Origin of the sequence: Haloarchaeobius amylolyticus, assembly GCF_026616195.1 — an archaeon.
Lineage (GTDB): Archaea > Halobacteriota > Halobacteria > Halobacteriales > Natrialbaceae > Haloarchaeobius > Haloarchaeobius amylolyticus.
In genome coordinates, this window is record NZ_JANHDH010000001.1 from 819,160 (window position 1) to 832,336 (window position 13,177).

General features: G+C 71.4%; 9 protein-coding genes. 1 reads left to right on the plus strand and 8 read right to left on the minus strand.

Annotation, left to right across the window (positions count from 1 at the left end):
• Nucleotides 1–44 precede the first annotated feature (44 nt).
• From NOV86_RS04275 to NOV86_RS04310, 8 genes are all read right to left on the minus strand, one after another.
• A complete protein-coding gene (locus NOV86_RS04275; protein WP_267640014.1) occupies nucleotides 45–1,727 on the minus strand; it encodes an NAD-binding protein in 1,683 nt (560 codons plus the stop codon).
• A 102-nt stretch (nucleotides 1,728–1,829) separates the two neighbouring features.
• Complete coding sequence (locus NOV86_RS04280; RefSeq protein WP_267640015.1) at nucleotides 1,830–2,717, minus strand: carbohydrate kinase family protein; 888 nt, start codon at nucleotides 2,715–2,717, stop codon at nucleotides 1,830–1,832.
• Between the two features lie 81 nt (nucleotides 2,718–2,798).
• A complete protein-coding gene (mobA, locus tag NOV86_RS04285; RefSeq protein ID WP_267640016.1) occupies nucleotides 2,799–3,467 on the minus strand; it encodes a molybdenum cofactor guanylyltransferase in 669 nt (222 codons plus the stop codon).
• The gene (locus tag NOV86_RS04290) at nucleotides 3,464–4,546 is read right to left on the minus strand and encodes an Mrp/NBP35 family ATP-binding protein (RefSeq protein ID WP_267640017.1); all 1,083 of its coding nucleotides are present in this window, start codon (nucleotides 4,544–4,546) and stop codon (nucleotides 3,464–3,466) included. Before NOV86_RS04290 ends, mobA begins: the two co-directional genes overlap by 4 nt.
• On the minus strand, nucleotides 4,539–5,282 hold the full coding sequence (locus tag NOV86_RS04295) for a TorD/DmsD family molecular chaperone (protein ID WP_267640018.1): 744 nt from the start codon (nucleotides 5,280–5,282) through the stop codon (nucleotides 4,539–4,541). Before NOV86_RS04295 ends, NOV86_RS04290 begins: the two co-directional genes overlap by 8 nt.
• Nucleotides 5,279–8,563 carry a molybdopterin-dependent oxidoreductase gene (locus tag NOV86_RS04300; protein WP_267640019.1) on the minus strand — a complete coding sequence of 1,095 codons (3,285 nt, stop codon included), beginning with the start codon at nucleotides 8,561–8,563 and terminating at the stop codon, nucleotides 5,279–5,281. Before NOV86_RS04300 ends, NOV86_RS04295 begins: the two co-directional genes overlap by 4 nt.
• The gene (gene nrfD, locus NOV86_RS04305) at nucleotides 8,560–9,897 is read right to left on the minus strand and encodes an NrfD/PsrC family molybdoenzyme membrane anchor subunit (protein WP_267640020.1); all 1,338 of its coding nucleotides are present in this window, start codon (nucleotides 9,895–9,897) and stop codon (nucleotides 8,560–8,562) included. Before nrfD ends, NOV86_RS04300 begins: the two co-directional genes overlap by 4 nt.
• Before the next feature lie 4 nt (nucleotides 9,898–9,901).
• Entirely contained in the window at nucleotides 9,902–10,924 is a 1,023-nt protein-coding gene (locus NOV86_RS04310) for a 4Fe-4S dicluster domain-containing protein (RefSeq protein WP_267640021.1), read from the minus strand.
• A 342-nt stretch (nucleotides 10,925–11,266) separates the two neighbouring features.
• Between NOV86_RS04310 and NOV86_RS04315 the strand changes: the two genes are divergently transcribed.
• Entirely contained in the window at nucleotides 11,267–13,168 is a 1,902-nt protein-coding gene (locus NOV86_RS04315) for a bacterio-opsin activator domain-containing protein (protein ID WP_267640022.1), read from the plus strand.
• Nucleotides 13,169–13,177: the final 9 nt, after the last annotated feature.

The following is a 13,177-nucleotide window of genomic DNA, read 5'->3' on the forward strand; positions in this document are numbered from 1 at the left end:
TTCCGGTTCCGGCACTGTCCATCGCGAGTGAAGGCGCCCCGCGCTCACCGGAACTCCGTCGGCGACACGTCGAACCGCTTGAGGAACCGCTGGACCGCCTCGTCGGACCCGACGATGGTCATCCGCTCGTCGCCGGTGAACTCCCGCCCCGGGTCGACCGGCACCGTCTGGCCGGCCGCGTCCTCGATGGCGATGACCCGGCAGCCGGTCTGCTCGTAGATGTTCGAGCCCGCGAGCGTCGACCCGGCGAAGGGACTGGTCGGCACGCGGACGAGCCGGATCTGGCTCGCCGGGGCCAGCACGTCCTCGCCGCGGAGCTCCTTCGCGACCATCCTGGCGCTCACCCGCGGCACCGACAGGACGTAGTCGGCACCGGCGGTGAACGCCTTCTGGGTGGTGTCCGCGTCGCTGACGCGCACCAGCACCTCGATATCGGGGTTGAGCGACTGTGCGAGGACCGTCGTGAGGAGCGCGGCCGAATCGTCCGGGACGCCGACGATGATAGCCCCGGCCTCCTCGACGCCCGCCTCCCGGAGGACCGCCCGGGACCCGCCGTCACCGACCACGTCCACCTCGGGCCGGTCCGCCACGTCGACCGTGACGACCTCGCCGCCGGCCTCCTGGATGACCGACCTGGCGGCGTGACCCACCTCGCCCAGCCCGACGAGGACGAACCGCTCGTGCTCCGTGAACGACCGTGGCGGGCGGATGAACTCGCTCAGTTGCTCGAGGGCCCGCTCCTCGCCCGACACCAGCAGGACGGTGTTCTGCTTGACGACCGCGTCCGGGCTCGGCGGGAGCTGTAACTCGCCGTCGATCCAGGCCCCGACGATGGTGGCGCCGGTCCGTTCCCTGACCCTCGCCTCGCGTATCTTGCGGCCGACCAGTTCGCTGGTGTCCGAGACCGGCAGCTCCATCAGCCGCGTGTCGCCGCCGATCTCGATGGTGTCCCGGAGGTCGGCACTGAACGTCGCGACAGCCTTCTCCGCGAGGCGGTGTCCCAGCACGCCGTGTGGCGACAGCACGGTGTCCGCACCGACCGCCCGCAGGACGTCCGCCATCTCGCTGTCGTCGGTCAGCGCGATGACCTCGACCTCGGGGCGGACCGACTTGACGGTGAGTATCGTGTTGACGTTCGCGTCGCCGGCGTCGGTGATGACCGCCCGCGCGGTGTCGATGCTGGCTCGCTCGAACGTCTCCGTCTCCTGCGGGGAGCCGTGGATGGCGGCGTACCCGCGGTTCGAGAGCTCCTCCGCGTTCTCCCGCGAGGAGGAGATGAGGACGTAGTCGATGCCGAGTTCACGGAGTTCGTCGAGCAACACCGCGGAGTCGCGGCGGTACTCGCAGATGACGACGTGGTCGTTCTTGCGGCTGAGCCGGTCGTCGAGGTTGACCTCGGCCCCGGTGAACAGCGGGATGATGATGAGCCGGAGCGTGAAGAAGCCGATGGCGATACCCGAGAGCTGTATCGCGGCGACGAACAGGAACATCAGTGGGTGGCTCCAGAGGTCCGAGTCCTGCCCGTACCCGGTGGTCGTCATCGTCTGGATGACGAACTCGAACGACGCGAAGATGGACTGGTCGACGCCCTCCAGGCGTGCCAGCGCGTAGTTGTACGCCAGGGTGTACAGCAACACGAGCGCCACGAGGCCGGTGAGGTAGTAGATGACGTGGCGGATGCGGCGGCTCGGGTCCAGTCTGCGAAGCGGTTCTGGGAGCGAGACCATCGTCGGATGCTCGATGGTTCCCCCGAGACGGACAAAAGAGTACGTCTCCCGGACAGGTCGGCAGCCGCCACGTCCGGGGCCGGTTCTCTGCCCCCGTCTCCCTCACCCGTCGTCGTACCGCCGGTCGAACGCGGCCGCCAGTCGGTCGGGGGAGAGGGCGGGGTTGGCGAGGTCCCACGACTCGACCGCGAGGCCGCCCGCGAGCGTCCCGAGCCGCATGCAGGTCTCGACGGACTCGCCCTGGGCGTGGCCGTAGCAGAACCCGGCGACGTAGGCGTCGCCCGCGCCGTTCGTGTCCACGACCTCGAACTCCCCGGCGGGGACCTCGACCCACTCGCCGTCGCCGGTGTGCGCGATGGAGCCGTCGCCACCCCGGGTGCAGACGACGAGGTCGGTCCCGGCGGCGACCTGTTCGCGCATGAACTCGCGGGGGTCGGCCAGCCCCGCGTCGCTCAGGAACAGGCGGTCCGCGGCCGCGACGAACTCGTCGAAGTGCGGGTCCTCGCCGTCGTAGTCGTGGACGTCGCACCAGACGGGCGTGTCGTGGCGCTCGGCCGCCGCGAGCAGCGGTCGGGTGTAGTCGACGGGGTTGACGATGGCCACGTCGCTCCGGGCGACCTGGTCCTCGAGCCGGTCGTAGTCGATGTCCGGGTCCGGCGTCGGCTCCACCACGAAGATGCTGATACGCTCCCCGTCGGCGTCCATCAGGTTCACGTGGCGCTCGGTCCCGTTCGGGTCCCCGTCGGAGAGGAAGGTCACCGGCTCGTCGACGAAGGTCTCCGCGATGGCTTCCCCGTACCGGTCGTCGCCGACCAGCCCGTGGAACGTCACGTCCACGCCGAGGCGCCCGAGGTTCAGCGACTTGCCGACGCCGGTCGAGCCGACGGTCTCCTGGAAGCCACGGGCGGTTCGGGTCCCCGGGCTCCGGGGGAACTCCTCGAGGTAGACGATGGTGTCGTACGAGCAGCCGCCGGCGACGAAGACGTCCATGCCCCGCATATCTCGCAGGACCCGATTAACGGTGCTGGTACGGGGCAAGCGTGGCGGCTCCCACGGCGACGTCGCCGGCACTCAGCACCGACAGCCCGCCCTCGCTCCCTCGCCGTCCAGTCCGCCCGCCTCGCGCGCCAGCGCGGCGAGTTCGCGGGCCGTGTTGACGTTGGTCGTCGCCCTGGCGAGCGAGCACCCGGCCGGTTCGTCGGCCGGCGAGACGTGCTGGACGGTCAGCGCGTCCAGCACCTCCCGGAGACTCGCGTCGCCACCGACCGGGGGGTCGGCGAGGACCGCCGCGTCGTAGAGCCCGAGGAGTGGCTGACTCGTGCCGGTCTCGTCCCGGGGAACCACGGCGTCGACCGCAGCCGGACATCGGTGCCAGACCCGGGTGAGCCACCGGAGCGGTCCCGGCGAGACGAGTGGCATATCGCAGGCGGACACGACGACCGTCGGCGTCCGGACCGTGCGAGCCGCGGCGACGAGCCCCGCGAGAGGGCCGCCGAACCCCGGCGGGTCGGTGACGAACGTGACGGGCGCGTCGATAGCTGGCGCGAGTCGGTCGCACTTCGCGGGGGAGCCGCCGGCGACGACCACCCGGTGGCCGGTCGCCTCGTGGTGCGCCGCGACGGCGTGGTCGACCATCGCCCGCCCGGCGACCGTCGCCGTCGCCTTCTCGGCCTGCCCGAACCGGGTGCTGTCGCCGCCGGCGAGGACGACCCCGGTGGTCGTGGCCCCGTCCCGGCTCACGGCGTCACCTCGGGCGGGTCGGCGACGTTCTTCATCCGGCGGTGGCGCCGGAGCAGGCTCACCTGGTCGGCGATACGGGCCGTGAGGTCCCGGAAGGGCTCGGCCGACTCGCCCTCGCCGAGGACGACCGGCGTCCCGTCGTCGCCGCCCTCGCGGACCGCCGGGTCGAGCGGGAGCGACCCGAGGTAGGGCAGGTCGGTCGCGTCCGCGAGGGACTCGCCGCCACCCGACCCGAACACGTCGTGGGCGCTCCCGCAGTCCGGGCAGACGAACGTCCGCATGTTCTCGACCACGCCGAGGACCGGCGTGTCGAACTCGCCGAAGGCCCGCATGCTCCGCCGGGTGTCGTCGGTGGCGACCGACTGGGGGGTCGTCACGACGACGGCGCCCGTCACGGGGAGGCTCTGCAGCACCGAGAGCTGGGCGTCGCCGGTCCCCGGCGGCAGGTCCACGACGAGGTAGTCGAGGCGGCCCCAGGCCACGTCGTCGAGCAGGTCGGTCAGGGCGCTGTGGGCCATCGGCCCGCGCCAGATGACGGGCTCGTCGTCGCCGACCAGCGAGCCGACGCTGGCGACCGTCACGCCGTGGTTCTCGGGCGGGACGAGGCGTCGCTCGCCGTCGACCGTCTCGACCTCTGGCGTCGCGTCCGTCCCGAGCATCCGGGGCGCGTTCGGGCCGTACACGTCGGCGTCGAACAGCCCGACGCTGGCCCCGCGGTCCGCGAGCCCGGCCGCGAGGTTCGAGGCGACGGTCGACTTCCCGACGCCGCCCTTGCCGGAGGCGACCGCGATGACGGCGTCGACCCCGGGCAGCACCGAGTCCGCGCCGGGTGCGCGCTCGGGCGTCGCCGTCAGGTGTGGCTCCAGCCCGGCCTCGCGGACGACCCCGCGGACCTCGTCGGCGAGGCGCTGGTCGGTCGGCGCGTGGACGGCCCCGAGTGCGAGGTCGAGGTGGGCCGTGTCGTCCTCGACGGTCACCTCGCGGACGAGGCCGGTCGTCAGCACGTCGGCGTCGAGGTCGGGGTCCGCGACGCGACGGAGGCTGTCCCGCAGGTCGGAAGCGGTTGCGTCGTCACTCATGGGAATCGTGTCGGCTGTCGACTGCTGCGGTCGGTTCGGGCTCGTCTGCGGCACCGACGCCGGCCCGGGCGTCCCACGCCGCGAAGGTCCGGGCGACGCCGACGAGCCGGGCGAAGGTGCCCTCGACGCTGTCCGCCTCGCGGACCTGCTCGTGGAAGGTGTCGAGCCAGCCGAGCCGGTCGAGCGCGAGGCGCTGGAGCTGACGCAGGCCGTCTGCGTCCTCGCGCCGGCCCGCCTCGCGCCGGTCGGCTTCGGTCGCCGCGAGTGCGGCGAGGAACTCGAACACGGCCGCGACGTGGTCGGGGATGGCGTCCCCCCGGGTCGGCTCGAAGCCCGCGGCGGTGTACAGCCGGGCGACCGCCTCGGCGGGGTCGCCGAGCAGCTCCCCGCCCGCGTCGCCGGCGTGGTAGGCCGAATCGGACTCGTAGTCGGCCGACGGGTCCGTGGCGTGTGCCGAGGCGAACGGCGGGACGTAGTGCGGCCCCGGCACGACGAACAGGTTGTCGTAGCCGACCGCGAGCGCGTCGCGGTCGGGATTCTCGTCGAAGTCGGGGGCGAGGTCGACCGGGAGCGCGGCCGAGAGCCGGGCGAAGTCGCCGTCCTCGATGGCACCCGCGAGGACGTCGACGTCACCGTCGAGGCAGGCCGCGAGCAGGTCGTAGGTCCGGGCGCGCGCCCGGAGCACCTGTGGGTCGGTCGCCGGCAGGTCGTCGCCGGGGGCGGTGACCGCGCTCATTCGCCGTCACCTCGCTTCCGGACCTCGACGAATGCGTCGTACTGGGCGTTGCTCCCGCCGATGAGGTCGCTCATGCCGATGTCGCCCAGCTCCGCGTCGAGGGGCTGCAGGTGGTTGATGGCGAAGCCGGCGTCGCGACCCTTCGCGTAGCCGGCGTCCTCGTGCATCGGCTCGGCGAACCGGTAGGGCGTCGTGCCGTCGCGGCCCGCCGGCTCGCGGGTCTCGCCGTCGACGGTCTCCGCGACCGCGCCGTCGCCCTCGCGGCCCCAGCCCCACATCGCGCCGACGACGCCGGGCCGGATACCGCTCGTGACCATCGCGACGCCCTCGACGGTGCGCCGACCCGCGTCGATCTCGATGTGGTCGCCGTTCTCGATGTCGCGCTCCGTGGCGTCCGCGGGGTTCAGCCAGAGGGGGTTCTCCGGCCGGGTCTCGCGGAGCCACGGGCTGTTCTGCGTGCGGTGCATCCCCTGGGTCCGGGGCTTCCAGTTGATGAGCCGGAGCGGGCGGTCCGGCTCCTCGTCGGAGACCACGCCGGCCTGCACCGAGCCGTCGTAGTGGCGCACGTCCGCGACCCGGGGCAGTGGGTCGAAGCGCTCGCCGGTGTAGGCGTGCTTGCCCTTCGGGACGACCTCGCTGTAGAAGTCGGCCCGGGCACCGAGTTTGTACCGCATGTGCTCGCCGTCGTAGGCGTTCGAGCGGTCGTCGTAGCGGTCGGCGTAGTCGTAGTCGAACCCGTGCTCGGCGAAGGCGTCGCCGTAGTCCTCGACGGGCGCCTCGAACCGGCCGCCGCGGTTGAGGACCGTCACGACCTTGCGCCACTCGTCGGGTTCGACCGCCTGCTTCCAGCGGTCGAGGTCGAAGTAGTCGCCGAGGCCCTTCTCGTGGGCCGTCCGGAAGGTCTCCAGTTCGGCGTCGGTCGCGTCGGCCACCGGCTCGCGGTCGTACGCGATGTTCGCCACGAGCTTGAGGTAGAAGTCCTCGGCCTGGTGGAGCGGCCACAGGTCGCCCTCGGCGTCCGGGATGGCGTCCTCGCCGACGCCGGGCAGGTCGAGTTCCTTCCAGATGTCCACGAGCACGTCCTCGAACGGCCGGGCGTCGGGGACGACCCGGACCGTCGGCTGGCTGATCTTCTCGTCGGCGAGGCGCTTGTTCGGGTAGGTGCCGAAGTTCTCCCAGCGTTCGAGGTAGGTCGGCTCGGGCAGGATGTAGTCGGCGTACTTGCTGGTCTCGCCGATGACGGTGTCGCTGGCGACCACCAGCGGGATGGCGTCCGTGTCCTCGAGCACGGCCGGAATCTGGTCGCCGCCGGCCGCCGCCATCACGTGGTTGTTGGAGTACGGCCGGATGAACAGTGCCTCGATGGGGTACGGGTACTCGTCCGTCGCGCTCCCGTAGACCTCCTGGGCGGCGTACGGCGGCGCGACGGGGAACCACGGCCGCTTCGCCGGGTAGCCGTCGTCGCGCTCGAACAGCGACGTGTCCTCGTAGTTGACGCCGCCGCGGAGCAGGGGGATGCCCCACGGGCTGTGACCGTCGGGGACCGCCCCGAGCTGGTACCGGCCGCTCATCGTACTGTAGCCGGCGTAGGGCGTTATCTGGCCGCCCTTCCAGTCGTAGTTCCCGATGAGGTGCTGGAGGGTGGCGATGGCGCGCTGGTTGTGGAAGCCGTTGCTGTGCTTGGCCGGGCCGCGGTAGGCCATGATGGCCGCGCGCTTCCCGTGACTGGTGAACTCGTCGGCCACCTCGGCGATGGTGTCGGGCTCGACGCCCGCCATCTCGGCGTACTCCTCGACGGTGTGCTCGAACACGCGCTCGCGGTAGAGCGACCAGGCGCTCCGGACGCGCTCGCCGTCGACTTCGAGGTCGACGTCGAGGACGCCCGCCTCGGCCTCGCTGGCGGGCACCGGCTCGCCCGTCTCGGCGTCGACGACCACGAACTCGTCCGCGGTCTCGGCGTCGGAATCGACCAGCCCGAGGTCGGCTGCTCGCGCCTTCGGGCCGGCCTCGGCGTCCACCCGGACGAGGTGGGTCGCGTCGCTCCAGGTCGGTTCGTCGTCGGCCGCGGCCGCCGGCTTCGACGGGTTCCGCAGGTACTCGACGTCGTGGCGGTCGTGCTCCAGTATCCAGCGGGCCATCCCCATCGCGAGGGCGCCGTCCGCGCCGGGTTCGACCGGGACCCACGTCTCCGCCTTCTCCGCGGTCTTCGAGAGTCGCGGGTCGACCACGTCCATCCGCATGCCGTCCTGGATGGCGTTGGTCAGTTTCGGGGCGAGCCACGTCGGGCCCTTGTTCGCGACCATCGGGTTGGTGCCCCAGACGAGCAGGTACTCGCAGTTCTCGATGTCGGCGAACTGGCGTTTCTTCTTGCCGCCGAACGACCGGACGTTCCCCATCACGCTGGAGAAGCCACAGGTGCCGGCGTGGTGGATGCTGTTGACCGAGCCCAGCCCCTGCTTCCAGAGGCGGGCGCGGATGAAGTTGCGCCGGAAGCCGCCGACGTCGACGATCTGGTTCGCCTTCGGCCCGAGGTCGGGGTGGTCCGTGTCGATGAGCACGTCGCCCCACTTCTCGTCGAAGTCGGCCTTGGCCATCTCGTCGTTCTGGACCGCCTCCCAGTCGCGCATGACCTCCTCCTTCGGCGCGAAGGCCCACATGTCGCGCAGCCCCGGGTGGCCGAGGTCGTCGTCGCCCTCGACGATCTCCTCGATCGCCTGCTCCCACGAGATGGTCCGCCACTCGCCGGAGCCACGCGGACCGACGCGTTTCATCGGCTTGCGGACGCGGTAGGCGTCGAACGCGGTCTGGATGCCGGCCTGGCCCTTGAGGCACATCCGGCCGCCGGAGACCGACCAGCGGTCGGTGTCGACGTCGCCGGTCCCCTCGAGGTCGCCGGTGGCGACCGCCTCGGGGTCGCTCTCGTAGGGCACCTGCGCGAACGGCTGGGTGTTGAGGAACGAGTACGGGTTGCCCGCGAGCTTGCGGACCAGCGAGCTGTACTCGCCCGTCTCGCTCCCGTCGGCCAGCCGGACCTTGATGGGGCAGAAGGTGTTGCACTGCCCGCAGGTGGTGTAGAGCACGTCGTCGGCGCCGTAGTCGCCGAAGTCGTCACCGACGTAGTGCTCGGCGTCGTCGGTCCAGAGGTCGGTCGTGTCGAGGTTCACGGACGCGGTCGCGCCGGCCGCGACGGCGCCGATACCGCCGGCGACCTTCACGAAGTCGCGCCGCGTGAGCGATGCGTCTGCGTCGGGGTCGGTGTCCGGGTCGTCGGTCGAACTCATCTGTCGTCACCTCCGTGGTCGGAGACGCCGCCGTCGGTGGCGGCGGTCGGCTGGTCGGCGGTCGATGCATCCTGCGAGCCCACACCGTCGAGAGGCCGGAGCGGGAGCACCTCGGCCCCGAGCGAGTACAGCAGCAGGCCGACGGCGATCATCCCCGCCGAGGTCAGCCACTCGACCGCACTCGGGAAGTACTCGCCGTGTGGCAGCCCCTCCATGACGGGCAGTATCTGTGGCGGCACGACGATGTTGAACCGCACCGCGACGATGCCGACGACGACGCTCAGGCCCGAGAGCGTCAGTGGCAGGGCGGAGCGTCGCCAGGCGCGCTTGCTCAGCACCACCAGCGGGACGACCCAGCCGAAGCCGACCATGAACACCCAGAACGACCACGACATCTCGCCGAACAGGACGATGAGCCAGGTCTCGACCTCGTGGGGGTGCAGGCTGTTGAGCGCGATGAGCGCGTCGATGGCCGTGAAGGCCGCATCGGCGAGGACGAACGCCCCGAGCAGCTGGCCGAGGCGGTCCATCAGGTCGCGGTCGAGGGCCTCGCCGGTGAGGAGCTTCGCCCGGAGGACGTACAGCGCCGCGACCAGGGCGGTCCCGGACACCACCGCCGAGATGACGAAGATGACCGGGAACAGGCCGCTGTTCCAGTAGGGGCGGGCCTTCGCGACCGCGAACAGCACGCCGGTCCCGCCGTGGACCATGAAGATGGCCAGCGGGATGCCGACCAGGCCGGCGCGCTTGAGCCAGCGTTCGTCGGTCTCGTGGGACGCCTCGGAGGTGTCGCGCCGGCCGAGCGTGAGCAGGCCACAGAGTCTCGCCCGCCAGCCCTCGGCGTGCGCGGCGACCCGGGCGAGGTCGATGCGCATCGAGAAGTACAGCTCCGTCACGAGGACGCCGATGTAGGCGACGTAGGCGTGGACCTCCCACGAGAGCGCGGAGGTCGGCTGCCGCCAGATGAAGGGGTGGTACATGCGGTCCATCCGGCCGAGGTCGGTCCAGACGAACAGCAGCGCGACGACCATGCTGATGATGGCCGCGAACAGCGCGTCGCGGTCGATCCTCTCCAGTCCCTCCACCTCGAAGACGTTCGCCAGCGTGCTGACGAGGAACGCCCCCGCCGAGAGGCCGACGAAGTAGATGTAGAACGCGACCCACGCGCCCCACGGCGCGATGCTCGACAGGTTCGTACTCGCCATGCCGACGCTGATGCGGCGCCACGTGGCCCACGCGCCGACCGCCAGCAGGACGGCCAGCAGGGCGTACCACGCGACGCGGAACCGTCCGTTCCGGAAACCGGGGTCGTAGTCGAGTTCGGTCGTTGCCATGGTCCTACTTGAGGTAGTAGACGTTGGGGTCGGTCCCCTCGGACTCCTTGAGCTGGAACGAGCGGGTCGAGTCGGCCAGTTCGGCGACCTCGCTCTCGGGGTCGTCCAGGTCGCCCGCGTTGCGGGCGTCGCCCACGCACGTCTCGACGCAGGCTGGTTCCTCGCCACGGTTCAGCCGGTGCATGCACATGCTGCACTTCCGGACGTTGCCGACCGGGGACTTGCCGTCCTCGCGGGGGCCACGGTCGACGCCGTACTCCGGACTCGTCACCTCGCCGCTGCCGTCGACCTCGTCGTCGTAGTTCTCGCCGAAGTCGAAGTACCGCGCCCCGTACGGGCAGGCGATCATGCAGTAGCGACAGCCGATGCAGCGGTCGTAGTCCACGTTGACGACCCCGTTGTCCATCTTGTAGGTCGCCGAGACGGGACAGACCTGCACGCAGGGCGGGTTCTCACACTGCATGCACGGGCGGGGGACGTTCGTCCGGGTGACGTTCGGGAACTCGCCGTGTTCCTCCTCCATCACGACGTTGTAGGAGACCCCCGGAGGCGTGCGGTTCTCGGCCTTGCACGCGACCGTACAGGAGTCACAGCCGACGCACTTCTGCAGGTCGATGACCATGCCCCACGTCTCGTCGCCGTCCGGGCCGTCCTCGCCCGGCTGTTCGAGCGATTCCGCGACGGAGGCCATCGAGCCGACCGAACAGCCCAGTCGGTCGGCCGTCTCGCGCGAGACGGTCTGGCCGTCGCCGTCGATGGCCGGGTTCGGCGTCGCGCGGTAGTCGTCCCCGAACTCGGCCTCTGCGGCCGCGTCGTACTTCTCCCAGTAGGCGTCCCCGGAGAGCTCGCCCCGGGAGACGCGTTTCGCGTCCTCGGCCATCGCCACGCCGAGGTCGGTGCTGTAGTCGGTCTTCGCGAGTTCTTCCGCTGGGTCGGCCGTCTCCGCGTCGACCATCCGGTCGAGCGTCGGCGTGTCCGGGACCGAGGGCCGCCGGGTCGAGTCGGCCCGGTCGTCGGCCCCACTCATCGCCGACCACCTCTCGGCACCCGTCCGTACCGCGGCTGGTTCGGGTTCATCACGTGTAGACAGACACGCCCCAGGGGGCTGAGCGTACTACCGATACTGTTGGACCCTCGAGACGGGGACGAGACACCCCCATCTTCGGGTACCCATACTGTTTGGGCCCGGGAACTCGCCGGGCGCCACCGCCAGCGAGGGGTCGCGCCAGATACCGCCGGAACCGGCCGCGAGGTGGCGCTCCCGACCGATTCCAGCCTCGTGAAAACGCGGGTCCCGGTTTTACCGCGTGGCGACCGGACACTCGACCATGCACCGCACTCGCCCGAACACTGGACGGAGGTGGGCCCCGTGGCCGTGAACTCGATACTGGCCGCCTCCATCGCGCTCCGGCTCGGGGGCGTCGGCTACTCGCTCGCGCTCCTCTACCGGAGCCGGGACCGCCGGTTCGGGTTCCTGACGCTCATGCTCGCGCTGATGGCGGCGCGCCAGACCTGGACCGCGCTGTCGACGACGGTGACCGGGCTCTCCGAACTCCCCGGGCTCGTCGTCAGCGGGCTCGCGGTCGCGACCGTCCACTACCTCTCGAAGTACGTCGAGGAGGAGGACCGCATCAAGACCCGGCTCCGCGAGACCAACGAGGAGCTCCGGAGCTTCCGGAAGGCGGTCGAACACGCCGGCCACGCCATCTTCCTGACCGACACCGACGGGACCATCGAGTACGCGAACCCGGCCGTCGAGTCGGTCACGGGGTTCGCCCCGGAGGAGGTCGTCGGCGAGGACCCGAGCCTCTGGAGGTCGGGCGAACACGACGACGCCTTCTACGCCGACCTCTGGGGCACCATCACCGACGGCGAGGTCTGGGACGGCGAGATCATCAACGAGCGCCGCGACGGGAGCTTCTGCTGGGTCGACATGACCGTCGCCCCCATCACGGACGAGACCGGCGCGGTCGACCGGTTCGTCGCCGTCGACACCGACGTGACCGAGCGCAAGGAGCGCGAACTCCGCATCAGGGCCCAGAAGGAGCGCCTCGAACACCTCAACGAGACCAACGAGGTGCTCCGGGAGGTGAACCGCCGGCTCGTGCAGGCCGACGACCGCGACGACGTCGAGCGCGCGGCCTGCGAGCAGTTCGCCGCGACCGGCCCCTACGACGCCGCCTGGGTCGCGACCCGGAACATGGTCAACGACGCGGTGCGAGAGCGCACCCACGCCGGCATCGACCGCGGCGACCTCGACGCGGTCGTCGACGCCCTGAACGAGGCGTCGGCCGAGACCCCGGTCGACCGGGCCCTCTCGGAGGGCGTGACCGCGGTCGCCGGAACCGGCGAGGACACCGCGTTCGCGCCGGCAGGGTCGGCCGCGACGCTGGCCGTCCCGCTCACCTACCGGGACGTCTCCTACGGCGCCCTCGTCGTCCACGCGGCCGACGCCGACGCGCTCGACGCGGTGGACCCGTCCGTCCTCGACGAGCTGGGCGAGACCATCGCCTACGCCATCGACGCCGCCGAGCGCAAGCAGTCGCTCGTCGCCGACCGCGTGACCGAACTCACGTTCCGGCTGGACGGCGACGCCGACGGCGGGCCGCTGTTCGACCTCGCGGCCGCCCTCGACTGCACGGTCGACCTCGACCGGCTCTCGGTCGCCCCCGAGGGCGACCCGGTGGAGTACGTCACGGTCCGGGACGCGGCGGCCGAAGCCGTCTGCGACTACGCCGCGGACCACGCCGGGTTCGAGGCGGCGCAGGTCCTCTCGGAGGGCCCGGACGAGACCGTCGTCCGGTTCGTCGTCGGCGACGACTCCGTCGTGACGACGCTGGCCGACCGGGGGTGTGTGGTGGACTCGCTCACCGCCGACGCCGCCGGCGGGCGCGTCACCGCCGAACTGCCCCAGAGTGCGCCCGTCGGCAGCGTCGTCGAGGCGGTCTGCGCCCAGCACTCCGGGGCCGCCCTCGTCGCCCAGCGCGAGCGCGAGCGGTCGACGGAGACCCGCGGCGAGTTCCGGGCCGCTCTGGAGGACGCCCTCACCGACCGGCAACTCGAAGCCCTCCAGACGGCGCACTTCGCCGGCTACTTCGAGTGGCCCCGGGAGACCAGCGGCGAGGAGACCGCCGCCCTGATGGACATCTCGCAGTCGACGTTCATGCAGCACCTCCGGGCCGGCGAGCGCAAGCTCTGTGCGCGGCTGTTCGACGAGGAGACGGACCGGCCGCCCCGTGGCGCGGCCGCGGCAGCCGAGGCGGAGCGGTGAGGAATCGAG